Origin of the sequence: Bradyrhizobium sp. 6(2017) (assembly GCF_011058295.2) — a bacterium.
In the GTDB taxonomy this organism is placed as follows: Bacteria; Pseudomonadota; Alphaproteobacteria; order Rhizobiales; family Xanthobacteraceae; genus Bradyrhizobium; species Bradyrhizobium septentrionale.
The window spans coordinates 3,168,964-3,193,539 of the sequence record NZ_CP049289.2 but is presented as its reverse complement, the minus strand read 5'-3'; the positions used below and the strand labels follow the sequence as shown (position 1 = coordinate 3,193,539).

The 24,576-nt window shown below is 64.8% G+C and carries 20 protein-coding genes; 12 read left to right on the top strand and 8 right to left on the bottom strand.

What is annotated here, in order from left to right; translation table 11 throughout:
- Window positions 1–210 precede the first annotated feature (210 nt).
- From G6P99_RS14950 to G6P99_RS14925, 6 genes are all read left to right on the top strand, one after another.
- Window positions 211–1,278, top strand: a complete 1,068-nt coding sequence (locus G6P99_RS14950; protein WP_029078171.1) for a glycosyltransferase family 4 protein — start codon at window positions 211–213, stop codon at window positions 1,276–1,278.
- 301 nt (window positions 1,279–1,579) lie between these two features.
- Window positions 1,580–2,833 (top strand): ABC transporter substrate-binding protein, encoded by a 1,254-nt coding sequence (locus tag G6P99_RS14945; protein ID WP_029078172.1) that lies wholly within the window; start codon window positions 1,580–1,582, stop codon window positions 2,831–2,833.
- Between the two features lie 16 nt (window positions 2,834–2,849).
- Entirely contained in the window at window positions 2,850–3,719 is an 870-nt protein-coding gene (locus G6P99_RS14940) for a branched-chain amino acid ABC transporter permease (RefSeq protein WP_029078173.1), read from the top strand.
- A complete protein-coding gene (locus G6P99_RS14935; RefSeq protein WP_029078174.1) occupies window positions 3,719–4,705 on the top strand; it encodes a branched-chain amino acid ABC transporter permease in 987 nt (328 codons plus the stop codon). The genes G6P99_RS14940 and G6P99_RS14935 overlap by 1 nt, the downstream gene beginning before the upstream one ends.
- A 10-nt stretch (window positions 4,706–4,715) precedes the next feature.
- Window positions 4,716–5,465 (top strand): ABC transporter ATP-binding protein, encoded by a 750-nt coding sequence (locus G6P99_RS14930; protein ID WP_029078175.1) that lies wholly within the window; start codon window positions 4,716–4,718, stop codon window positions 5,463–5,465.
- A complete protein-coding gene (locus tag G6P99_RS14925) occupies window positions 5,458–6,162 on the top strand; it encodes an ABC transporter ATP-binding protein (protein ID WP_029078176.1) in 705 nt (234 codons plus the stop codon). Before G6P99_RS14930 ends, G6P99_RS14925 begins: the two co-directional genes overlap by 8 nt.
- Window positions 6,163–6,305: 143 nt before the next feature.
- Here the strand turns inward: G6P99_RS14925 and G6P99_RS14920 are convergent, their stop codons facing one another.
- Genes G6P99_RS14920 through G6P99_RS14910 form a run of 3 tightly spaced genes read right to left on the bottom strand, consistent with a single transcriptional unit; the run spans window position 6,306 to window position 11,410 of the window.
- The gene (locus G6P99_RS14920; RefSeq protein ID WP_029078177.1) at window positions 6,306–8,249 is read right to left on the bottom strand and encodes an alkyl/aryl-sulfatase; all 1,944 of its coding nucleotides are present in this window, start codon (window positions 8,247–8,249) and stop codon (window positions 6,306–6,308) included.
- A 49-nt stretch (window positions 8,250–8,298) separates the two neighbouring features.
- Window positions 8,299–10,119, bottom strand: a complete 1,821-nt coding sequence (locus tag G6P99_RS14915) for a flavin-containing monooxygenase (RefSeq protein WP_029078178.1) — start codon at window positions 10,117–10,119, stop codon at window positions 8,299–8,301.
- 46 nt (window positions 10,120–10,165) lie between these two features.
- Window positions 10,166–11,410, bottom strand: coding sequence for an acyl-CoA dehydrogenase family protein (locus G6P99_RS14910; RefSeq protein WP_029078179.1), 1,245 nt, complete (start codon window positions 11,408–11,410; stop codon window positions 10,166–10,168).
- 104 nt (window positions 11,411–11,514) lie between these two features.
- Between G6P99_RS14910 and G6P99_RS14905 the strand changes: the two genes are divergently transcribed.
- Both G6P99_RS14905 and G6P99_RS14900 read left to right on the top strand, forming a co-directional pair.
- Window positions 11,515–12,303 carry an IclR family transcriptional regulator gene (locus G6P99_RS14905; protein WP_029078180.1) on the top strand — a complete coding sequence of 263 codons (789 nt, stop codon included), beginning with the start codon at window positions 11,515–11,517 and terminating at the stop codon, window positions 12,301–12,303.
- A 96-nt stretch (window positions 12,304–12,399) separates the two neighbouring features.
- Window positions 12,400–13,380 carry a Bug family tripartite tricarboxylate transporter substrate binding protein gene (locus G6P99_RS14900; RefSeq protein WP_051345966.1) on the top strand — a complete coding sequence of 327 codons (981 nt, stop codon included), beginning with the start codon at window positions 12,400–12,402 and terminating at the stop codon, window positions 13,378–13,380.
- 54 nt (window positions 13,381–13,434) lie between these two features.
- Here the strand turns inward: G6P99_RS14900 and G6P99_RS14895 are convergent, their stop codons facing one another.
- The 5 genes from G6P99_RS14895 to G6P99_RS14875 all read right to left on the bottom strand — a co-directional run bounded on the left by G6P99_RS14895 (window position 13,435) and on the right by G6P99_RS14875 (window position 19,565).
- Entirely contained in the window at window positions 13,435–14,598 is a 1,164-nt protein-coding gene (locus G6P99_RS14895) for a GGDEF domain-containing protein (protein ID WP_165128643.1), read from the bottom strand.
- A gap of 122 nt (window positions 14,599–14,720) precedes the next feature.
- On the bottom strand, window positions 14,721–15,824 hold the full coding sequence (locus tag G6P99_RS14890; RefSeq protein ID WP_029078182.1) for an ABC transporter ATP-binding protein: 1,104 nt from the start codon (window positions 15,822–15,824) through the stop codon (window positions 14,721–14,723).
- Window positions 15,825–15,839: 15 nt separating this feature from the next.
- Window positions 15,840–16,877 carry an ABC transporter substrate-binding protein gene (locus tag G6P99_RS14885; RefSeq protein ID WP_245284502.1) on the bottom strand — a complete coding sequence of 346 codons (1,038 nt, stop codon included), beginning with the start codon at window positions 16,875–16,877 and terminating at the stop codon, window positions 15,840–15,842.
- A gap of 25 nt (window positions 16,878–16,902) precedes the next feature.
- Entirely contained in the window at window positions 16,903–18,678 is a 1,776-nt protein-coding gene (locus G6P99_RS14880; protein WP_246709545.1) for an ABC transporter permease, read from the bottom strand.
- Window positions 18,679–19,202: 524 nt separating this feature from the next.
- Window positions 19,203–19,565, bottom strand: a complete 363-nt coding sequence (locus G6P99_RS14875; protein WP_029078185.1) for a darcynin family protein — start codon at window positions 19,563–19,565, stop codon at window positions 19,203–19,205.
- A 76-nt stretch (window positions 19,566–19,641) separates the two neighbouring features.
- Between G6P99_RS14875 and G6P99_RS14870 the strand changes: the two genes are divergently transcribed.
- The 4 genes from G6P99_RS14870 to G6P99_RS14855 all read left to right on the top strand — a co-directional run bounded on the left by G6P99_RS14870 (window position 19,642) and on the right by G6P99_RS14855 (window position 24,575).
- Window positions 19,642–20,265, top strand: coding sequence for a TetR/AcrR family transcriptional regulator (locus G6P99_RS14870; RefSeq protein ID WP_035976004.1), 624 nt, complete (start codon window positions 19,642–19,644; stop codon window positions 20,263–20,265).
- Between the two features lie 95 nt (window positions 20,266–20,360).
- The gene (locus G6P99_RS14865) at window positions 20,361–21,761 is read left to right on the top strand and encodes an MFS transporter (RefSeq protein ID WP_165128641.1); all 1,401 of its coding nucleotides are present in this window, start codon (window positions 20,361–20,363) and stop codon (window positions 21,759–21,761) included.
- A gap of 155 nt (window positions 21,762–21,916) precedes the next feature.
- Window positions 21,917–22,366 (top strand): (2Fe-2S)-binding protein, encoded by a 450-nt coding sequence (locus G6P99_RS14860; RefSeq protein ID WP_029078187.1) that lies wholly within the window; start codon window positions 21,917–21,919, stop codon window positions 22,364–22,366.
- 10 nt (window positions 22,367–22,376) lie between these two features.
- The gene (locus tag G6P99_RS14855; protein ID WP_165128639.1) at window positions 22,377–24,575 is read left to right on the top strand and encodes a xanthine dehydrogenase family protein molybdopterin-binding subunit; all 2,199 of its coding nucleotides are present in this window, start codon (window positions 22,377–22,379) and stop codon (window positions 24,573–24,575) included.
- Window position 24,576 lies beyond the last annotated feature (1 nt).

Genomic DNA, 24,576 nt, shown 5'->3' with positions numbered 1-24,576 from the left:
GCGCGACAATTTTGCAACGCTGGCGTCGGCAAAAACGTGTTGGAGCGTGATGGCATCAGCAAGACCACAGTGTGATGGAAGAAAGAAGCGGGAATTCACCCACCCATAAGGAACCTCGCACGTGCGAGAACGTTCCCGTCTTCGGCATGTCAGTGCCATCACAGGGCTGAGGGGTCTGGTTCATCCCACTACAAAACAGGAGACGGAGAAATGCGCATCGCGCAGGTTGCCCCGCTGACGGAGGCTGTTCCCCCGAAACTCTACGGCGGCACCGAACGGGTCGTGCACTGGCTGACCGAAGAACTTGTAACACTTGGACATGACGTGACGTTGTTCGCCAGTGGCGATTCACAGACCTCCGCGAAGCTCGATGCGACCTGGCCGAAGGCACTGCGCCTCGACGGCTCCGTCCGCGATCCCAATGCGCTGCACATGGTGATGCTGGAACGCGTGCGGCAGAAAGCCGACGACGATGAATTCGACTTCCTGCACTTCCATCTCGACTATTACCCGTGGTCGTTGTTCGCGCGGCAGCCGACGCCGTTTGTCACCACGCTGCACGGCCGGCTCGACCTGCCGGAACACCAGCCCGTCTTCAACACCTTCTCCAAGATCCCGGTGATCTCGATCTCCAACGCGCAGCGGCGGCCGGTGCCGCAGGCGCATTGGGTGCGCACCATCCATCACGGCCTGCCCGAAAATTTGCTGACGCCGCAACCGGTCAAGCCATCCTATCTCGCCGTGCTCGGGCGCATCGCGCCGGAGAAAGGAGTCGATCGCGCGATCAAGATCGCAACCCGCTGCGGCATTCCGCTAAAGATCGCGGCCAAGGTCGATCGCGCCGACCAGGAATATTATGACGAGCTGATCAAGCCTTTGATCACGAGCAATCCGCTGGTCGAGTTCATCGGCGAGATCAGCGACCGCGAGAAACCGGATTTTCTCAGCGGCGCGATCGGGCTCCTGGTTCCGATCGATTGGCCCGAGCCGTTCGGCCTCGTGATGATCGAAGCCATGGCCTGCGGCACGCCGGTCATCGCCTATAACCGCGGCTCGGTGCCCGAGATCATCGAGGATGGCCTGACCGGCTTCATCGTCGAGGACGAGATCAGCGCTATCTCCTCCGTCGGCCGCCTTGCGACGCTCAATCGCGACGCGATCCGCAAGCAGTTCGAGACCCGCTTCACCGCGCGCCGGATGGCGCTGGACTATCTCGCCGCCTATCGCGGCCTGACGGAAGCCAAGCCGCGCTTCAAGCTGGTGTCGAGCGCGGAGTAGGAGTTGCAGCGGCCGATCGAATGATCCGGCGGGCCGGCCGGCACCACCGTGCCGGTCCGTCGGGTCATTCGATTGTCAATAATACCGTCGTAACCGGCAGCAACTCCCACGCAGCGACGCCATCCGACTGCGCGCGCCGCGCGATTGCTGCAACGCACCAGTCGTGACAGCTTTCCCCATGCGCTTGGCCGATATCGCCTTTGCGATTGCCGAATTACGTGCTCTTATGCTTCCTGCTTGAGCAAAAAATAATAAGCGAGCGGACGGGGCAACCGTGCCGCGGTCGCGCAGGGGGAACGCCATGACAGGGGACCGCAAGCCGTCGGCCATTAATAATGCCGCGCCGGCCAAAGCCTCGCAGAACAAGCTGAACCGCCGCAAATTCCTGGTCAAAACCGGCGGCGTGCTCGCTGCCGGCGCGTTCGGCGCCGTTCCACTGCGGGGCTGGGCCGCCGACCCGATCAATATCGGCGCGCTCTATCCGACCACCGGCAGCATGGCGCAGATCGGCACTGGCTGCGTCGCCGCGGCCAAGCTTGCGGTCGACATGGTCAACGAGGCCGGCGGCATCAAGTCGCTCGGCGGCGCCAAGCTCAACCTGATCGTCTCGGACGTGCAGAGCGACACCACGGTGACGCGCACCGAGACCGACCGCCTGATATCAGGCAACAAGCTGTCGGCGATCCATGGCTGCTACGCCAGCGCGCTGACCTTGATCGCGAGCGAGGTCTGCGAGCGCGCCAAGGTTCCGATCATCACCGGATCGAGCTCGGACCAGCTCAACAAGGGCCGCACCTACACCTTCACGCCATTCGCACGCGCCTCGCAATTCGCCAAGGCGCAGTTGCAGATGGCCAAGCTGGTCAGCGAGCAGGCCAAGGTCGCCGTCATCTTCGAGAACACCGCGTTCGGCACCTCGACCTCGAACGGGCTGAAGGAGCTGGCGCCGGGCGAAGGCGTCGAGATCGTGATGTTCGAGCCCTACTCGGCCGGCTTCACCGATGCGAGCCCGCTGATCAACAAGGTCAAGGCCTCCGGCGCCAACACGCTGTTCTCGCTGTCCTATCTCAACGACCTCATCCTGATCGTGCGCACCGTGAAGCAGGTCGGGCTCAACATCGCGATCAATGGCGGCTCCGGCGGCTTCGTGATGCCGGACTTCTACAAGAATGTCGGCAAGGCCGCCGAAGGCCTGCAAGGCGTCGCGCACTGGAACCACGATGTCAGCGACGATGCGCAGAAGGTCAACGTCGAGTTCAAGAAGCGCACCGGCGAATTCGCGTTCGAATATGCCGGCGGCCTGGTCGCACAGACCTTCATGCTGGCCGACGCGCTGGAGCGCGCGGCCTCCGCCGATCCCAAGAAGGTCCGCGAGGCGCTCTCGACGCTGGACGTCTCCTCGGGCTACGCCGCGATGGCGCCGGGCGGCAAGGTGAAGTTCGGCCCTGACGGCAAGAACGTCTATGGCCGTCCTGTCGGCGTGCAGTGGCAGAACGCCGACCTCGCCAGCATCTTCCCCAAGGAAGACGCCCGCGCCCCGCTGATCAAGACCTGAGCAGCGGTCGTATCGCATGTGGGAGACACTGGCCCAGGCCGTGATCAACGGCCTGCTCATCGGCGGCATCTACGCGCTTGTCAGCATCGGCGTCACGCTGATCTTCGGCGTGGTCAAGATCGTCAATTTCGCCCAGGGCGAGTTCGTGATGATCGGGATGTATATCTCGTTCTTCCTCGCCACCCAGTTCGGCGTCGATCCGCTGGTCTCGCTCGTGGTCTCGATGCCGGTTCTGTTCCTCGCCGGCGTCCTGATCCAGCACTTCCTGATCCGCAGGGTGCTTGGGCCGAACGACATGCCGCAGATCTTCCTGACCTTCGCGCTGTCGCTGTTGCTGCTCAATCTCTCGCTGATGCTCTTCACCGCGAATTACCGTACGGTCCATACGTCCTATTCGGATGAAGCGTTCCACATCGGCGGGCTCTACATCCCGGTGGCAAAACTGATCGCCTTTGCGGTCGCGATGGCGCTGAGCGGCCTGCTCTGGGTCTTCCTGCACACCACCGACCTCGGCCGCGCGATGCGCGCAGCGTCGCAGAACCGCGACGTCGCGATGCTGATGGGGATCAATCCCAACCGGGTGTTCGCGGTTGCGTTCGGCACTGCGCTGGCGCTCGCCGGTGCGGCCGGCTCGCTGCTGATGCCGTTCTATTCGGCCTATCCATTCGTCGGCCAGGTGTTCGTGCTGATGGCATTCGTCGCGGTCGTGATGGGCACGCTCGGCAATGTGATGGGCGCGCTGGTCGCAAGCCTGATGATGGGCGTGGCGGAATCGCTCGGCATCCAGTTCGTCGGCGCCGATTCCGGCCTGATCGTGGTGTTCGCGCTGCTGCTGCTGACGCTCGCCTTCAGGCCGAGCGGCCTCGGTGCCAGGAGGGGCCGCTGATGCAAAAGTCAGGCAACATGAAATGGCTGTGGCTGGCGGTCGGTGCCGTCGTCATGATCGCCCTGCCCCAGCTCGTGACCTCGTCGTTTGCGATCGACATCTTCATCCGCATTCTGCTGTTCTCATTCATCGGCGTCGCCTGGAACCTGATGGGCGGCTATGCCAAGCAGCTGTCGCTCGGGCACGCCGCCTATTTCGGGCTCGGCGCCTACACCTCGACCATCATGCAGGTGAACTACGGCATCTCGCCCTGGATCGGGATGATCGCGGGCGGCGTGGTGGCGATGCTCGCAAGCCTGCCGATCGGCTGGCTCTGCTTCCGCCTGCGCGGACCCTACTTCACCATCGCGACCATCGCGACCGCCCAGGTGCTGATGCTGATCTTCCTGAAGTTCCGCGACTTCGCCTGGGGTGCCGAAGGCACCACGATCCCGAACCTCGGCAGCGCGCCGCTGATGATGCAGTTCGAGGAGAAGTCGTCCTATTACTATGTCGTGCTCGGGCTGCTCGTCATCGGCCTCTGGATCACCCACCTGATCGAAAAGTCCTGGATCGGCTACTACCTCGTCGCGATCGGCGAGGACGAGGACGCGGCCGAGGCGATCGGCGTCAACGCGCCGAAGGTCAAGCGCGACATCTACATGATCAGCGCGTTCCTGACCGCGCTCGCCGGCACCTTCTACACCCAGTACATCTACTTCATCGATCCCGCGACCGCGTTCTCCTTCAGCGTCTCGATCGAAGCGGCGCTGGTGTCGATCGTCGGCGGCATCGGCACGCTGTGGGGTCCGGTGATCGGCACCGTGCTGCTGGAAACCACCTCGGCACTGCTGCAGAGCTGGCTCGGCAGCTCGGTGGGCGGCATCCAGCTCACGGTCTACAGCCTGATCCTGATGGCCGTGATCCTGTGGCGGCCGACCGGGCTGATCGGATTCGCGACCGACGTCTATCACCGCACCATCCGGCGCAAGCCGGCGCGCGCCTGAGGTCGTTGCGATGGCAGAAGCACTGGTCATCAAGGGTCTCAGCAAGCGCTTCGGCGGCCTGCGCGCGGTGCAGGACGTCAGCTTCACGGTGCAGGAGAACGAGACGGTCGCGCTGATCGGGCCGAACGGCGCCGGCAAGACCACGAGCTTTCATTTGATCACGGGATTTCACCGGCCGGACTCCGGCTCGGTGCTCGCCTTCGGTCAGGAGGTCGTGGGCCTCAAGCCGCATGACGTCTGCGCCCTCGGCCTTGCCCGCACCTTCCAGGTGGCAAAGCCATTCGGCGCGATGACGGTGCTGGCCAATGTGATGACCGGGGCCTTCCTGCGCGACCGGCATGTCGCTGCCGCACGCAACAAGGCGCTGGAGGCGATCGAGTTCGTCGGCCTCGGCGCCAAGGAGCAGACGCCGGCCAAGGACCTCACCACAATCGACCAGCGCCGGCTGGAGATGGCGCGCGCGCTGGCAACGCAGCCGAAGATCCTGCTGCTCGACGAGGTGATGGCCGGGCTCAACCCGGCCGAGATCGACCAGGCAGTCGCGCTGGTGAAGAAGCTTTCCGCCAGCGGCCTGACCATCGTGATCGTCGAGCACGTGATGCGCGCGATCATGGCGGTGGCGCGCCACATCGTGGTGCTCGACCACGGCCAGAAGATCGCCGAGGGCGCGCCGAAGGAGATCGTGGAGAATCCGGAAGTGATCCGCGCCTATCTCGGCTCCTACGTGCACCCGCCGGCGCAGGGAGACGCCCATGCTTGAGCTCTCCCGCGTCAGCGCCAGCTACGGCTCGGTCCCCGCCATCACCGACGTCAGCATCTCGATCGGCGAGGGCGAAGCCGTCGGCCTGCTCGGCGCCAACGGCGCCGGCAAGAGCACGACGCTGCGCGCCGTCTCCGGCCTCGTCAAACTGTTCGCCGGCAAGGTGACGTTCGATGGCGTCGATCTCGCAACCCTGCCGCCCTACCGGATCCCCGAGCTCGGCATCGCGCATGTCCCGGAGGGACGCCAGGTGTTCCCGGAAATGACGGTGCAGGAAAACCTCGAGATCGGCGCCTATACGCCCAAAGCCAAGGCGGACCGCGCGCGCACAATGGAGCTGGTCTACAGCATCTTCCCGCGGCTCGCCGACCGCAAGAAACAGCTCGCCGGCACGATGAGCGGCGGCGAGCAGCAGATGCTCGCGGTCGGCCGCGGCCTGATGCTGAAGCCGCGCCTGCTCATGCTGGACGAGCCTTCGCTCGGCCTGGCACCCGTGATGACCGACGTGACCTTCGAGAAGATCGGCGAGATCCACAAGATGGGCACGGCGATCCTGCTGGTCGAGCAGAATGTCAGCCGCGCGCTGTCGCTGGTGCAGCGCGCCTATGTGCTGGAAAGCGGCAACGTGATCATGCAGGGCACCAGCGCCGAGCTCGCCAACAACAAGCAGGTGCAGGCGGCGTATCTGGGGATTTGAGCGCGCATTTATCGACCCGTCATCCTGAGGAGCGCGCTCTTGCGCGCGTCTCGAAGGATGCACGGCCACCAGCCGGGCCGTCGACCCTTCGAGACGCGCTTTGCGCTCCTCAGGGTGACGGTCGACGTTTTTAGTGTGCGGCCCTAAGTCACCACCGTCCGCTTCGGCTCGACGATCTCGAACATCCGCGGGAATTCGTCCATCAGCGCCATCAACTCATCGAGCCGCGACGGATCACCCGCCGCCTTGATCTTGCCGGCGCCAACCGCCTCCGGGAACGTGGTCAGCTTGGCGATCGCCTCGTCCAGCACGCTGCGCGCCAGCGTAAAACTGGCGTGCGCATCTTCTGCCTGCGCGCCTTTGACGTAGGTCAGCGCTGAATTCTCGAGGTTGAGCACAAACGTCTCGCCCGTATCCGTAAAACTCCAGTTCAGCACGATGCGCTTGCCTTCGGCCTGGGGGCCGTTGAGGCGGATGCCGAGCACGTCCCAGAGCTGCTCGGTGCGCAGCGCAGCCAGCGTCTCGCGCGGCATCGGCGAGCGCGGCGGCGCCTTCGGCATGCCCTGCCGCAGCTCCTGCGCACCGAACAGATAGGCGTTGCGCCAGGTCGAGCTTTCCGCGGCGTAGCCGAGCTGCTCGAACGTATCGGCCAGCAATGCGCGGGCCGCCTGATTATCCGGTTCGGCGAACACCAGATGGCTGACGGCCTGCGCCACGAAGCGGAATTCACCCTTGGCGAAATCGGCCGCGGCGCGCTTCAGGATCGCGTCGGCGCCGCCCATATACTCGACATACTTCTTCCCGGCCTCGACCGGCGGCAAGGAATCGAGATTGACCGGATTGGCGTCGTACCAGCCGAGATATTTTTGGTAGATCGCCTTCACGTTGTGCCTGATGTGGCCGTAGTAGCCGCGGCCGTGCCAGGCGCCTTCGAGGCTCGAGGGCAGCCGGATCGTCTCGGCAATCTCGGCTGCGTTGAGCCCGTGGTTCATCAGCCGGATGGTCTGGTCATGCGCGTATTTGTAGAGATCGCGCTGCTGCCGGATCATGGTGTCGATCCGCTCCCGCCCCCACACCGGCCAATGATGCTGGCCGCACATCGCTTCCGCCTTGCCGCCCCACATCTGCAGCGCCTCGCCGAGATATTTCGACCAGGCCAGCGCATCGCGCACATCGGCGCCGCGGAACGGCAGCAGATTGTGGAAATTATGCGTGCAGTTCTCGGCGAGGTTCAGCAGCTTGTAGCGCGGGATGAAGAAATGCATCTCCGCCGGCGCCTCGCTGTTCGGCGCCATCTGGAATTCGAGCGCGACGCCGTCGATGATGCGCGTATCGCCGGTCGCGATGATCAAATCGGTCGGCCGCAGCAGCGCCACGCCGCCCGCCGCCATGGTCTTGCCGAGGCCGCAATCGACCTGGCCGCGGACGCCCTTGGCGAGGAACGGCCCGAACTGGTACTGCGCGCGGCGCAGCATTGCCGGACCCGCGATGATGTTCTCGGAGACCGCGTGCTCCATGAAGAAGTTCGGCGCGATAATCGGCACGCCCGCCGCCAGCATGTCGTCGTCGAGCACGCCGCGCGCACCGCCCCAATGATCGGTGTGGGTGTGGGTGAAGATCACGGCGGCGACCGGCCGTTTGCCGCGATGCTGGAAGTACAGCTCCATCGCGGCGCGTGCGCCCTCGATCGAGGTCAGCGTGTCGACCACGGTGACGCCCTTGTCGCCCTCGATCAGCGTCATGTTGGCGATGTCGAGCCCGCGCACCTGGTAGACGCCCGGCACCACCTCGTACAGGCCGTGATGCATATTGAGCCGCGACTGCCGCCACAGGCTCGGATCGACGGTCGCAGGCGCCTTCTCGTCGGTGAGGAAGCCGTAAGGCTCAAGGCTCCAGACCACCCTGCCCTGGGCCGAGGAGACGCGCGCGTTCTCGATGGTGCCGAGGAAGCCGCGCGCGGCGTCGTCGAAATCCCTGGTGTCGGCGAACGGCAACGCCTTCAGCGTCGCCTCGTGTTGCGCGATGACGGACGCGGAGGCTGGCTTCGGAAGTCCGTGCGACATTTCGGCGGCGGTTGTCTGGGTCATCCTCAAGCACTCCCTTGACTGGCGGAAATCGGTCTCGATCGCGCTTCACTCAGCGGAATTGCACGCCTTCGAACTGGCCGCTGTTGCGCCAGCCGTCGATGTATTTGAAGTAGGCCAACGCGCCCGAGGGATGGCCGACATTGAGCTTGGCAGCTGGACCCGGCTCGCGGCCCTCGTTGTTGTAGTAGCCGGGTGTGCAATCGGGTCCGCCGATCATCCGGCCGACGCTGGTCAACAGCAGCTCGACCCAGCGATCCTCAGCCTCTTTGCTGACTTCGATCTCCTTGAAGCCGTTATCTTTGGCATGGCCGACCATCAAGGCGATGGTGCGCGCCGCTTCGGTCAGATTGTGCGGCACGTTGGAGATCAGATTGGCGCCCTGCGTCGGCTGCACGAAGAAGACGTTCGGAAAGCCATGCACGTGGATGCCGTGCTTGGTGCGCATGCCCTCGGCCCAATGCTCCGACAGCTTGATGCCGTCGCGGCCGGTCAGATCGAAGCCCGCGCGCCTGCGGTATTCGGTCCCGACCTCGAATCCCGACGCGTAGATGATGCAGTCGAGCGCGTATTCCTTGCCCGCGACGACGATCCCGTTCTCGGTGATCTCCTCGACGCCCTTGCCGTCGGTATCGACCAGATGCGTGCCCGGCGTGTTGAAGGCCTGAAGATAGGCGTCGTGGAAACATGGCCGCTTGCAGAGCTGGCCGTACCAGGCCTTGAGGTTCTTGGCCGTCTCGCGGTCGCCGACGATGGTGTCGACCCGGTTGCGGATTTCCTCCATCTTTTCGAAGTCGGAATCCTCGAAGGCAGCCCGCATGTTCTCCAGGGTCCTCTGCTCGCGCGGCAGCAGCATGACCTTGGCGCGGATCCGCTTCGACAGATCGGTCCAGCCGTCCTGCACCAGATCTTCCTCGGCCGATCCGCCGGCCTGGTTGGCGGTGAAATTCTCCAGCCAGCGTTGTTGCCAGCCCGGCGTCGCGATATCGGCAAACCAGTCGGGATCGATCGGGCCGTTGCCGCGCACGTCGACCGACGATGGCGTGCGCTGGAACACGTAGAACTCCTTGCAGGCGCGCGCGAGGTACGGAATGCACTGCACCGACGTTGCGCCGGTGCCGATGATCCCGACGCGCTTGTCGGCAAGCTTCGTCATCGGTGCGCCCTTGGGATCGCCGCCGGTGTAATCGTAATCCCAGCGGCTGGTGTGGAACGAGTGGCCCTTGAAGCGATCGATGCCGGGAATGCCGGGCAGCTTCGGCACATGCAGCGGCCCAGTGCCGATGCCGACATACTGCGCGGTGAAAACGTCGCCCCTGGTGGTGCGGACGATCCAGCGCGATTGCGCCGCATCCCAATCGAGGCTCGTCACCTCGGTGTGAAACAGCGCATTGTCGTAGAGATTGAACTGCCGGCCGATCCGCTGGCAATGCGCGAGGATTTCGGGCGCGTGCGCGTATTTCTCCGACGGCATGTGGCCGGTCTCTTCCAAGAGCGGCATGTAGACCATCGAGGCCGTGTCGCATTGTGCGCCGGGATATCGGTTCCAGTACCAGGTGCCGCCGAAATCGCCGCCCTTCTCGACAATGCGGACATCCTTGACACCGGCCTCGGTCAGCCGCGCCGCGGTGGCGAGCCCGGCAAAGCCGCCGCCGATGAAGGCGAAGGTGACGTGATCGGTCTTCGGCGCACGCTCTGCGACCGGCGTGTAGGGATCGTCGAGATAGTGCGCGAGCTGGCCCTTGATCTGGAGATACTGGTCATTGCCGTCGGGACGCAGCCGCTTGTTGCGCTCCTCCTGATATTTCAGGCGCAGCAGCTCCTTATCGATCGCGGAGGGTTTTGCGTCGCGGGCTTGCTCGGTCATCGTCATCGGAAAGCGCCTCTTTCAGGAAATTCGGTGGACACTGTAGCGCCGCTCAGGCGGGATGTGCAGCAAGATAGGGCGAGCTGGCGATCGACCATTCCGGCATCGGCTCCATCCGGAAGATCTGCCGCAGATGCACCTCGTCCGGCCCGTCGCCGATCCGCAGCAGCCGCCCCCACGCCAGCGCCTGGTGGATCGGCGTGTCGTCGGAGCCGCCCATCGCGCCGAACACCTGCATCGCGCGGTCGGCGATCTTCTGCAGCATCGCGGGCACCGCGACCTTGATCAGCGAGACGTCGCGCCAGGCGCCGTGATGGCCGGCCCGATCCAGCCGCCAGGCGCAGCGCCAGGCAAGTAACCGCGCCTGCTCCAGCTCGACGCGGGCTTCGGCGATCCAGCGTTGCACGGTATCGTACTGGATCACCGTGCGGCCGAACGCGCTGCGCTCCGCGGCGCGCGCCATCATCAGCTCGATCAGCAGCTCGCAAAGCCCGATCGAGCGCATGCAATGGTGGATACGCGCCGGCCCGAGCCGGGTCTGCGCGACCTTGAAACCCTCGCCTTCGGCGCCGAGCAGATTCTCCGCAGGCACCCGGACATTGTCGAACACCAGCTCGCCGATCGGGGCTGTATGATCTTCGCAGCCCATCCAGCGCAGCCGCCGCACCAGCCGCACGCCCGGTGCATCCATCGGCACGATAATGCAGGAATGCCGGCTGGTGCGCTCGGCGCCGGCATCGGTCACACCCATCACGATCAGGAAGCTGCAGCGCGGATGCGCGGCACCGGTGATGAACCACTTCCGGCCGTTGATGATGTAGTGATCGCCGTCGCGGACCATCCGCGTTGCGATGTTGGTGGCATCGGACGAAGCGACATCGGGCTCGGTCATGCCGAAGGCGGAGCGGGTCTCGGCGTTGAGCAGCGGATGCAGCCAGCGCTGCTTCTGCTCCGGCGTCGCGCAGGCCTGCAACGCGATCATGTTCGGCACATCGGGCGCCTGGCAGTTGAACACCTCCGGCGCCCAGAACAGCCGCCCCATGATCTCCGCCAGCGGCGCGTAGTCGAGATTGGAGAGACGCGTGCCCGGCTCATCGGTGGCGAGCTCGGGCAGGCCGAGATTCCACAGGCCCGCCGCGCGCGCCTTCTGCTGCAGCTCGGCCATGAACGGCGGCGTGTCGCTGTGCTCGCGGACGTGGTCGAGCCAGGCGCGGTGGCGCGGCAGCACCTCCTTATCGAAGAAGGCCGATAGATTTTGTCGCCACTGCTCCGACTGTTCGGACAGATCGAAATCCATGCCGCCTCCCGTCCTTTTGGCCGGAAGATAAGGCTATATCGAAACGATTTGCAAATCCATTTCGATATATTGACATTCCAGAGCATTTAAGACCATTATTTCGCATGGCGGCATTGTCCTCGCTCGAACCCCAAGCGGATCCCTCCTTTGCGACCACCCTGGCGCATGGGCTCGATGTGTTGGCCGCCTTCCGCAACCACACAGGTCCGCTCTCGAATGCCGAGCTGGCCGAGCACACCGGCCTGTCGCGGCCGACGGTCTCGCGCCTGACCTACACGCTGGAGCAGCTCGGCTATCTCAGGCGCGACGCCAAGGGCCGCTTCGTGCTCGGGCTCGGCGTGCTCGCGGCGGCCTATCCGGTGCTGTCGTCGCTGAAGGTCCGCCAGCTCGCGCGCCCCCTGATGCGTGACTTCGCCGCCTACACCGGCGGCACGGTGTCGATCGCGATGCCGTTCGGGCTCGACTTCATCTATGTCGAAACGCTGCGCACGACCGACGCGGTGCCGCACGTGCCTGATGTCGGCTTTGTCTCCTCGCTGGCGCCGACCGCGGTCGGGCGCGCGCTGCTGTCGCTGTTCACCAAGGACGAACTTGACGCCTATGTCGCCCGCGTGAAGGCCGAACGCCCCGAAGAGCTCGACTATGTCGAACGGCGCACGCTGCCGGACATCGCGCTCTGCAACGAGCGCGGCTTCGCGGTCTCGCTCGGCGAATGGCGGCGCGAGATTTTCGGCGTCGCCGCGCCGCTCTATCGCACGCCCACCGGCGAATGCCTGTCGGTCAATTGCGGCATCCCCTCGTTCCGCTTCAGCGCCGAGCAGATCGAGCGCGAATGCGGGCCGCGCATCCTCGGGCTCGCCCGCAGCATCCGCTCGCTGGTGGCCAATAGCTAGAGGCATGATCCGGAAAAGTGTGAAGCGGTTTTCCGATAAGATCATGCCCAACAAGACGCATCGCACCAACGATGCGGGAGACATCGGGAGGGAGAGATGCGCGGCATCACAACCGCCATGGCCTTGCTTGCGGCCATGATCGCGGCGGCATCCGGCAGCACGGCGGCTTGGGCGCAGGACAATTATCCGAGCCGGCCGATCCACATCATCGTGCCCTACCCTGCTGGCGGCATCGTCGACATCGTCGCGCGCGCGGTGACCGAGCAGGTCGGCCGCGACTGGAAGCAGACCGTCGTGGTGGAGGCGCGGCCCGGCGGCAACAGCAATATCGGCACATCGGCGGTCGCACGCAGCGAGGCGGATGGCTACACCTGGATCGTCACCGGCCCGGCGCTGCTGGTCAACCCGGACCTCTACAAGGATGCCGGCTGGAACGCGGCAAAGGATTTTCGGTGCGTCGGCCTTGCGGTCTGGAATCAGAGCGTAGCGCTGGTGCATCCGTCGATGCCGGCGAAGACCATCGGCGAGTTCGTCGAACTGGCCCGCAAGCAGCCCGGACAGTTCAACTTCGGCAATCCCGGCACGGGCTCATCGATCGACCTTAGCGCACAGAAGCTGTTTCAGGTGGCGGGCATCAAGCTGACCAATGTCGGTTACAAGGGCCAGCCGCAGGCCCTGATCGACCTGATGACGAACCTGATGCATTTCGAGATCGTCTCGCTCGAGCTTGCGCTGCCGCACATCAAGGCCGGCAGCGTCAAGCCGCTCGCGGTCTTCACCGACAGGCGCGTGCCCGACCTGCCCGATGTCCCGACCATCGCGGAAGCCGGGTTCGCGGAAGCTGCCTACGTGCCCTGGTACGGCATCTACGTGCCGGCGGCGACGCCGGCGCCGCTGCGTGCCAAGATCAATGCGGCCATCAACAAGGCATTGCAGAACCCCGACGTGCAGCGCCAGCTGTCGCTCGCCAACATTCCGGGCAAGCCGATGTCGCTCGATGAACTTGCCGAACTGATGAAGGCCGACCAGCAAAAGCTGACGACCGTGATCAAGACCGCGGGAATGGCGCTGCAATAGATCCTGGTTTGCATCATTCCGCGATGATCCGAATGCGCCTGGCCTTCGGCGACGTCAGGCGGCGCGCTGGCGGCTGCGATCGCCATTCGCGCGTGCCGGCTCGGCCGCGAAGACGTAGCCGCCGCGACGCTCCTTCGCCCGATACAGCGCCGCGTCGGACCGGGACAGCAGCGCCTCGACGGTCCTGCCGTGGTCCGGCGACAGGGCAATGCCGATGCTGGCCCCGATGACGATCTCATGATCGCCGACCCGATAGGGCGCGCTGACCATCTCGTATATCCGCTGCGCCATGGCTTCGGCATCGCCGCGGGACTGCGGCGCCCCCTGCAGCAGAATGAATTCGTCGCCGCCCATGCGGATCACGAGATCGGATCGGCCGGCAAGCGACGACAATCTTGCCGCCACCTGCCGCAGCAGGGCATCGCCGACCGGATGACCAAAGCGGTCATTGGCGGCTTTGAAATGATCGAGGTCGATGGCATGGACCGCGACCATCGCGCTGCCGCGTTCTACGATGATCTCGGCAAGGTCGGTGGCAAGCACCGACCGGTTGAGCAGGCCGGTCATGGGGTCGAGACGCGCAAGCTGTTCGAACTTCCGCTTCAGCGACATCTGGTTCAGCGTATTGTCGTAGGACAGGCGAACCATCTCGACGCCCGCGACGATGAAGACCAGGAACATGACGCCCAGCGCGATATGCGGCACATCCGATGCTTTCATGAAGCTCGCAACGACCGCAGGCAGACCCACCGCCGCGAAATCCAGGATCGCCACCACCGGCCGCAACGACAGCCGCGCGACGGTCCCCGCGCTGAAGCCAAAGGCGATGCCGACCGCCATCACTAGGCAGATGGCGTCGCCGACGAACAGGCTCCGGCCGGCCAATAACCCGATGATCAGGGCGGTGGCGACGCTACCGACCGCGTAACACCATTCCCAGACGGCGGCCTCGGCCCGATCAAGCAGCGGCCTGCGACGCGTTTCGGTCCGGAATGCAAGCACGCCGAGCAACCGTACGACAGCGACGACAACGCCAACGATCGTCGGTGCCGCGGAGAGGCGGTCCCCGGTCGCGCTGACCGAGATCGCGCCGACAATCGCCAGGCAACCGCCTGCAATCAGGATCGGAACCGTGGTCCCGTAAAGATTGCCGATAACCTCCAGATAGACGGCATCGGAGATCGATGCAGCGCCAGACTTGAATCTCCCGAACGGCATGGTCTCCCCCGATACGACCGGCAGCATACCGGAAGGACGTAAAAGTACCGGGGTCCAGGTCGCTAAAATTGAATCGACTTCAGCGCATTCAGGATGCGTTAACTCCATCCGACCGGGGCGCCTTAGTCATGCGATGCCGGCCCGTTGTCGCGATAGGCCCACAGGCATTCACGCGGCAGCGCGACCTGTGCCTCGACGCCGACCTGATGGCGCGCGGCGGTGCCGAGCTCGATGGCCTCCAGCCGTTTGCCGAACAGCTCGATGCCGTAGGCGGTCTGGGTGCCCTGATAGCGACGGTCCAGCACCTTTGCCGAGAACGTGTTGGCGCCATCGGGGCGGCCGATCGCGATATTCTCGGGCCGCAGCGCGACGCGGACCTTCTCGTCGGGTTTCAGCGTCTGGCATAGGGCGACCTCCCCTTGCCTGCCGTCGCCGAAATCGACCATGCCGTAGCGGTCGTTGCAGGCGACCAGCGTGCCCGCGAGCTCGTTGGTCGCGCCGGTGAAATTGGCGACGAACAGATCGGCCGGGTGGTTGTAGATCATGTCGGGCGTGTCCATTTGCAACAGCTTGCCGTCGCGCATCACGCCGATCCGGTCGCCGAGCACGACCGCCTCGGCCTGATCATGGGTGACATAGAGCGCGGTCATCCCGGTCTGCTTGAGAATGACGCGGAGGTCGTCGCGCAGCCGCAGGCGCAATTTCGCATCGAGGTTCGACAGCGGCTCGTCGAGCAGCAGAAGTTGCGGTCGGTACACCATGCTGCGCGCGAGCGCGACGCGCTGCATCTGGCCTCCCGACAGCGCAACCACCGGCCGGTCGGCATACTCGGACAGTCCGACCAGCGCCAGCGCCTCCTCGACCATGCGCCCGGCGTCAGCACGCCCGATCTTCCGATGCTTCAGCGGATAGATCACGTTCTGCCGCACAGTCATATGCGGCCACACCGCATAGGACTGGAACACCATGCCGAGGTTGCGCGCGCGCGGCGGCACAAGGATGCCGCGCGCCGGCGACGACACCACCCGCCCGGAAATGCTGATCTCGCCGCCGGTTGGATGCTCGAGCCCGGCGACGCAGCGCAACGTCGTGGTCTTGCCGCAGCCGGACGGCCCGAGCAGCACCACGATCTCGCCTGCCGGCACGGCAAAGCTGACGCCGTCGATCGCCGGGCGGCCGATCGCAAACTGCTTCCTGAGATCGCTGACCTCGAGCGTCGCCGTCATCGCTTCACCATCAGCTTACTGCCGGTAACCGAACGTCTTGTCCCACTCCGCAACCCACGCCGCGTGCAGCTTCACATAGTCGTCGAACTTCGGATACCAGAGCTTGACCACCTTGGGATCGAACCCCTCCGGAAACGCCGGCGGCTCCTTCAACGAAGTGAGATTGCCGAGCTCCTTGATCATGAAGGTCTGCCCTTCCTTCGACAGGCACCAGTTCAGGAACAGCTTTGCCGCGTTGGGATGGGCGGCCGTCTTCGGAATGCCGCTCGCATAGGGATTGACCGGAGCGCCTTCGGGCGGAAAGAAAATCTCGATCGGCGCGCCGTCCTTCTTCTTTTGATAGATCACGTTGTAGAGCAGCGGAGCTATCGCGATCTCGCCACGCACCAGGGCATCGGCCGTCGGCGCGCCGGAGGGATAAAGCACGGGATGGGTCGCGGCCTGCCTGGCCCAGTACCCCTCGCCGAGCACCTGGCGCTCGAACATGATCCGGGTCCACGTCGTGCCGCCGGACTGCGCGAACACCTGCCCGATCAGCTTGTCATATTGCGGCTTGGTCAGATCCATCCAGGATTTCGGCGGATCCTTCACCAGCTCGGTGTTGTAGCCGATCGACCAGGCGATGGTGGCGCGGGGCCAATATTTTGGCGAGATCAGCGCGTGCGGATCGTAATCGGCCGCGTTCGGCGGCGCATAGTCCTGGAACAAGTCTTCCAGCGGCTGCATCAGCGCGCGGTCGGAGTGGTCGACGACATCGGCGATCAGCTTGCCGGCGGCGGCCTCCGTCTTCACACGGGTGATCAGCTGGCCGCCGGGGGCGCGCACCATCTCGACCTTGATCTCCGGAAAGCGCTTGTTGAACGCCTTGATCACCTGCTGCTCGATCTCGGCGAAGTTCGCGGTGTAGAAGACGAGCTTGCCTTCGGCCTTCGCGGCTGCGATCAATTCCGGCGACCCGAACTCCTGCGCCGATGCGGCCGGCGCCGGCGCGAATGTCGCGACGCCCGCCAAGGCGAGTATAGTGGCCAGTGTGGTGAAGGTCCGTCTATCCATCGCCAATCCTTCCCTCTTCTTGTTATTATCCGGTCCGCGCCACATTGCCCTGTGCGGCACCGCGCGACAGCCAGTTGGCGCCGCCGATCAGGACACCGAGCAGCACCGTCTGCACCAGGCTGAAGGCCGCGGTCTTTCCGATATTGCCGCCCTCGTAATAGTCGAGCAGCAGCACCGACATCACCATGGTGTTGCTGGTGTAAAGGAACAGCGACGAGCCGAGCTCGCGGATCGCCAGCACGAACAGCAGCGTCATCGACGCCAGCACGCCCGGCCGCGCCAGCGGCAGCACGATCGTCCTGATGGCACCGAGCATGCCCCGGCCGCAGACCCAGGCGGCCTCCTCGAGCTCGCGATGGATCTGCAGGAACGAGGTCGACAGCGCCTTCACGGTGTCGGGCATGAAGCGCGCGATGAAGGCCAGCGCGAGAATCCAGATCGTGCCGTAGAGCCCGCCGGGCACGCCGATCCAGGCCCAGAGATAGGCGACGCCGACCACGAGCCCGGGGATCGCGACCGGCACTGTCGAGATCAGATCGATGGCGCTGCGGCCGCTGACGCGGGTGCGATGGATGGTGTAGCCGATCGCAAAGGCGAGCGCGCCGCCGACCACCGCCGTGATGACGCCGACCTCGACCGCGTTGTAGATCGACCGCATCGTCAGCGGATTGTCGAAGATGCTCTCGAAATGCACCAGCGAATACTGCCGCATGTCGAACAGGCTCGCGGCGTCGCGGATGAACATGAACTTGCGGAACGCCGCGACGATCAGCGCCAGCGACGGCAGCACCACGACGATGAGGAGATAGCCGATCCCGAGCGCGAAGGTCAGCCAGCGCCACGGCCCGAGATCGAGGCTGCGCGGCCGGAACGCCTTGCCCGCCACGGTCGTGTAGCTGCGTCCGCTCAGCAATTTCTGCTGGAGATAGACCAGGAGGCCCGTGACCACCATCAGGATGATCGCCACGGCGGCTGCGGTGTTGTAGAGCGGCGGCGACCAGTTGGTGAGCTTGAAGATGTAGGTCGTGAGCACGTTCAGGTTGGTCGGCGCGCCGAGCACGGCGGGAATGCCGTAGATGCCGAGCATCACGATGAACGACAGCAGCATGCCCGAGACGATCGCCGGCATGATCAGCGGGAACGTCACCGTGAACAAAGTGGCGAACGCGCTGGCGCCGGAGATTTCCGCGGCCTCCTCCAGGCTCGGGTCCATGTTGCGCAGCGCCGAGGAGGTGAACATGTAGACATAGGGCGCGTAGTAGATGCCGAACACGAACACCAGGCCCCACATCGAATAGAGATCGATGCGCAGGTCGGAGCCCATCCACTTGAACATCGTGTTGATCAGCCCGGTCTTTGGCGAGCCGAGGATGGCCCAGGCCACGCCGGCGACCAGCGGCGGCGCAAACAGCGGCAGGATGCTGGCCGCGGCGATGAAGCCCTTGAAAGGCGTGTTGGTGCGGACCACGATCCAGGAGAACAACAGCCCGATCGCGACCGCGATCACGGTGCCGCCGCCGCAGGCGATCAGCGTGTTGAGCAGCGCTTCGGCGACGTTCGGATTGGCGAGCACGGCGAGGAAATTGGCGATCGACAGATGGCTCAGGCTGAGACGGATGCCGTCGACCACCGGATTGGTGTCGGTGAGCGCGCCGAGCAGCAGCATGAAAACGGGATAGATCACCAGGAAGGTGAGGATCGCCAGCAGTGCTGCGACCCAAAGGCCGGTGAATGCGCGGCGCCGAGTTCCCTCGCCGGCGCTTCGCATGGCATCGCTGCGCCCGTCGGCCTGTCCGTGCAATGCGCGCGTCCCCTCTTGCGGCGCGATCTGACGTCGCGCCTGCTTGCATACCAAGCGTAGTCGATCGCGACTGTGACGCAAGCTATCCGAAAGTCGTCTCGGCGCGATTCTGTGACGCAGCGCGGGACACGAATTGAATGTTTGGACGCCGCTGCTATCAGTCCCGTCATCCCCGCGCAAAGGCTCCGCCTTTGTGCGGGGATGACGGGTCGGTTTGATTCACCTGTCAAACGGCTAGTTCGGTGTCATCACCCGCGAAAGCGGGTGATCCAGTATTCCAGAGACGTCGGTGATTGAGCCGATGGGCCGCGGCGTACTGGATCGCCCGGTCGAGCCGGGCGATGACAATGTGGGCCATAGCTTCGCATTCTCGCGACATGATTTGTCCGAGGTTTGCTTCTCGTTTCACCCTCTCTCGATCAGAGAGATAATTCTGAAAAAGCGAAGAAACTTCACCGCAAGAGCGCCCTCGGCCGCACCCTGCCGACGCGCCGGCCCGAAACGATCCGGGCCGGCGTTCGGCTCTAGGCGAGATAATTGCCTTCGAGCGCCGGCATGATGTCGAGCACTTCGAAGTAATGATCCCAAAACCTCGTCTCGCGCAAATGGTCGCAGAACCAGGCCCAGGCCGAGAGGTCGCTTGTTTCACAGATCATGACGTCGGTCGCCCTGGTCGAGAAGGCCTCCGGCTCGAACCAGCGCACCCTCAGCTCGGGACGGCGCCGGAGCAGCGGAATGACCTCCTCGTGCAGGAAGGCGAGGCGCTGCTCGGTCTTCAGATCGAGCCAGTGCCGCGTGGTCTTGACCATGACGAAGATGTGAAAATTGTGCGGATCGTCCGCGTGCTCGGGAAGCACGGGGGACGACGTCGTTTGCGGTGTGACCATTGATCAGTTCTCCTTTCACGTTCATAATATGAGCAATTACTCATATTCTGCAACTCGCGTTCAGGAGCGACTCTCAATGCCGGCGAAGCGGCGCATAAAGGCCCGAAAACAGCCGCTGCAGCAGCGTTCGCGGGAAACCGTGGCGGTCATTCTGGAAGCGGCGGCTCGCGTTTTGGAGCAACGCGGGCTCGAGGGTTACAACACCAATGCGGTGGCCGAGCGCGGCGGGATCAGCGTCGGCTCGGTCTACCAGTACTTTCCCAACAAGGACGCGCTGACGCTGGCTTTGATCGGCCGGTTCGAGGACGCGCTGCTGGCCAAGGTGCGGGACGCGGTCGCAGCGTCCGAGGGCAGGAGCCTGACCGCGTCGCTCAACCTCATCATTCGCGCTCAGCTCGAGGCGCATGCCGAGCGAGCCGGGCTCAACCGCATCCTGGAGACCGAGGAGGATCGCCTGCGCCCGGCGTCATCAGACTCTTCGGCGGCCAGCGAATTGAAGGAGTTGGTCGCCGCCCTGCTCGCCCGGCACCGTCGCGAGATCGCAAGGCCCGTCGACGACGAAATCATCGAGGACCTGATCGTGATCAGCCGCGCCATGGTCGACCATGCCCTGCAGCAGGACCTGTCAAATGCCGCCGCGAACCGCCGGGTCCTGCGCGCGATCGAGGGTTATCTGTTCGGGCCGCACCGGGACCACTGACCGCGCCCGGCCGCTTCGCATACGCATCATGCAGCGGCGCGGCTGGGGAACGGGGTGCCGGCGTAGTACATGGCGCCCCGGAGACATTGTCAGGCATGCTCGAAAAGACCCCCACCACCGGCGCGGCTGCGGCGCCTATCACCGATGGATTGCCGTGGGAAACCCGACGCTGGGCGGTGGCGGCGATCTTCACGGCGCTGGCGATGGCCTCACTCGATACCGCGATCGCCAACATCGCGCTGCCCGCGATCGCCAACGATCTGCATGTCAGCCCCGCCGAGGTGGTATGGGTCGTCAACGTCTATCAGATCGCCCTGGTCGCGACGCTGCTGCCGCTCGGCGCGCTCGGCGAAATTGTCGGCCATCAGCGCATCTATCTCGGCGGCCTCCTGCTGTTCACGTTGGCATCCCTCGGCTGCGCTCTGGCGTGGTCGCTGCCGAGCCTGTTGGTCGCGCGCACCTTGCAGGGGCTCGGCGCCAGCGGCCTGATGAGCGTCAACACCGCGCTGGTGCGCTTCGTTTATCCGAGCCGGATGCTCGGCCGCGGCTTCGGCCACAATGCGCTCGTCGTCGCGACCGCGTTTACGTTGGGACCAACGATCGCGTCGGGAATCCTCGCTGTCGGTCCATGGCCCTGGCTGTTCGCCGTCAACATTCCCTTCGGCATCACAGCCTTGCTGATCGGCATGAAGACGCTGCCCAAGACACCGCGCGCCACCCACGCCTTCGACTTCGCCGGCGCCGCGCTGGCCTGCGCCTGCCTCGGCCTCTTCATCATCGGCATCGGCAGCGCCGCCCACAAGACGGCGCCTGCGCTTGTCATCGCCGAGCTTGTCGGCGCGATCCTGTTCGGCTGGATCCTGACCCGGCGGCATGCCGATCATCCGGCGCCGATGCTGCCGATCGACCTGTTTCGCCGGCCGATCTTCGCGCTGTCGGCCGCGACCGCCGTCTGCTCGTTTGCTGTGCAGGGCCTCGCCTTCGTCTCGCTGCCGTTCTACTTCGAGGACATACTGCACCGCTCGCAGGTCGAGACCGGCTTTTTCATGACGCCGTGGCCGCTGGTGGTTGCCTTCATGGCGCCGATCGGCGGCCGGCTGTCCGACCGCTATCCGGCCGGCATCCTCGGCGGCATCGGCATGCTGCTGCTCGGGCTTGGCATGGTGCTGCTCGCGACCCTGCCGGGAGAGCCCAGCGTCGCCAACATCGTCTGGCGCACGATGATCTGCGGCATCGGCTTCGGTTTCTTCCAGACCCCGAACATGAAGGCGATCATGTCGAGCGCCCCGTCACATCGCAGCGGCAGCGCCAGCGGCATTGTCGCGACCGCGCGGCTGACCGGGCAGACCACCGGCGCCGCACTCGCCGCACTCTGCTTCGCACTGGCCGACCGCGAGGGCGCCACCGTCGCGCTGGCACTCGGTGCCGGATTTGCCGCGCTCGGCAGTGTCATGAGTTTCCTGCGTTTGGTAGTCGCCTCACCGCAAAAGACATGACAGCCATGTTGCGCGCGCGGGGCGCGCGACCAAACACCACGTCATCAACTTTCTTCCGCGTTGCGAGCGCATTTTCTTGATTTGAACCGTTCCAGTTTCAAGGCCACCATCGCGCCGCAGTCCAATCGGTGGATTGGACTATTCAGGGAAAAGCGATGGCAAATCTCAAAATAAACGGCAAAACAATCAACGTAGACGTCGAGGACGACACGCCACTGCTGTGGGCGATTCGCGAGAATGTCGGACTGACCGGGACCAAATACGGCTGCGGCATTGCACAGTGCGGCGCCTGCACCGTTCACATCGACGGCGTCGCGATGCGCTCCTGCGGCGTCACGGTGAGCGAAGCCGCCGGCAAGGACATCACCACCATCGAGGGCCTCGCGGCGGGCGGCGTGATGCACAAGGTTCAGCTCGCCTGGATCGCCGACGACGTGCCGCAATGCGGCTATTGCCAGAGCGGCATGATCATGGCCGTGGCGGCGCTGCTGAAGGAGAACCCGAAGCCGACCGACGACGACATCAACGACGCCATCACCAATATCTGCCGCTGCGGCACCTTCCAGCAGGTGCGCGAGGCGATTCATGCTGCCGCGAACGCATGAGGAAGCAGCAATGAATCAGCACGTCATGCCAAAGCTCTCTTCAAGGCTCAATCGCCGCGCCTTCGTGATCAGCACGGCAACCGCCGGCGCCGGTCTCGCGCTCGGCCTCGATCTTCCGTTCGGCGGCCCCTCCGTGGTGCGCGCGGCCGACGGTGCACCGGAAGTCAACGCTTGGGTCGTGATCCGGCCCGACGACACCGTGGTGATCCGCATCGCCCGCTCCGAGATGGGACAGGGCACCCTCACCGGCCTCGCCCAGCTCGTCGCCGAGGAATTGGAGTGCGACTGGTCGAAGGTCACCACCGAATATCCGACGCCCGGCCAGAGCGTCGCCCGCAAGCGCGCCTGGGGCGATTTCTCGACCGGCGGCAGCCGTGGCATCCGCACCTCGCAGGACTATGTCCGCAAGGGCGGCGCCATCGCACGCGTGATGCTGATCCAGGCGGCGGCCAATGAGTGGAAGGTGCCTGCTTCCGAATGCAAGGCCGCGAAGAGCGTCATCACCCACACGCCGTCGGGCAAGACCACGACCTACGGCAAGGTCGCGGAGGCGGCGGCCAAGCTCGAGCCGCCGGCCGACGTCAAGCTGAAGGACCCGAAGGACTGGACCATCGCCGGCAAGGGCCTGAAGCGGCTCGACACCGTCGACAAGACCACCGGCAAGATGACCTACGGCATCGACGTCAAGCTGCCGGGCATGCTGAACGCCGCGATCAAGGACTGCCGGGTGTTCGGCGGCAAGGTGAAGAGTTTTGACGAAGCCAAGATCGCCGGCATGAAGGGCGTCAAGAAGGTGGTGCCGGTCGGCGACAGCGCCGTTGCCGTCGTCGCCGACACCTGGTGGCACGCCAAGACCGCACTGGATGCGCTGCCGGTCGTCTGGGACGAAGGCCCCAACGCAAAAGTCTCCAGCGAGACGATTGCGAACTGGCTCGCCGAGGGTCTCGACAATGCGCAGCCGGCCTATGTCGGCAACCAGAACGGCGACGCAAAGGCGGCCATCGCCACCGCAGCCAAGAAGGTCGAGGCGGTCTACAGCTACCCCTACCAGAACCACGCCACGATGGAGCCGATGAACGCCACCGTGCTCTACACACCTGATAGATGCGAGGTGTGGTGCGGCACCCAGAATGGCGAGGCGGCGTTCGCCGCAGCGCTCGAGGCCTCGGGCCTGCCGGCGGACAAGGTCGACGTGCACAAGCTGATGCTCGGCGGCGGTTTCGGCCGGCGCGGCATGACCGACTATGTGCGGCAGGCGGTCGCGATCGCCAAGCAGATGCCAGGCACGCCGATCAAGCTGTTGTGGTCGCGCGAAGAGGACATGCAGCACGGCAAGTATCACCCGATCACGCAGTGCAAGCTGACCGGCGCGTTCGATGCCGACAACAACCTGGTCGCGTTGCACTACCGGCTGTCCGGCCAATCCATCCTGTTCTCGGTGCGCCCGGAAGCGCTGCAGAACGGCATGGACCCCGCCGCGTTCCAGGGCGTCGCACAAGCCGGCGAGGCCGCGATCGGCTATTCGGTGCCGAATCTGCTGGTCGAGCATTCGATGCGCAACCCGCACGTCCCGCCGGGCTTCTGGCGCGGCGTCAACGTCAATCACAACGCGATCTACATGGAATGCTTCATGGACGAGCTGGCGCTGGCTGCCGGCCAGGACCCGCTCGAATTCCGCCGCAAGCTGATGGGCAAGAACCCCAAGCATCTCGCGGTGCTCAACGCCGTGGCCGAGAAGATCGGCTGGAGCACGCCGGCGCCGCAGGGCGTCTATCGCGGCATCGCGCAGGTGATGGGCTATGGCAGCTATGTTGCCGGCGCCGCCGAGATCTCGGTGACCGACGGCAGCAAGATCAAGGTGCACCGCATCGTCGCCTCCACCGATCCCGGCTATGTCGTCAATCCGGCGCAGGTGGAACGGCAGATCGCGGGCTCGTTCGTCTACGGCCTCAGCGCGCTCTTCTACGGCGGCTGCACCGTGAAGGACGGCCGCATCGAGCAGACCAACTTCGACACCTACAACTCGATGCGCATCAACGAAATGCCGAAGGTGGAATCGGTGATGGTGCCGAGCGGCGGGTTCTGGGGCGGCGTGGGCGAACCGACCATCGGCGTCGCGGCGCCGGCGGTGCTCAACGCCTATTTCGCGGCGACGGGAAGACGCATCCGCAGCTTCCCGCTGCGCAACCAGAACATCAGCTTCGCCTGAT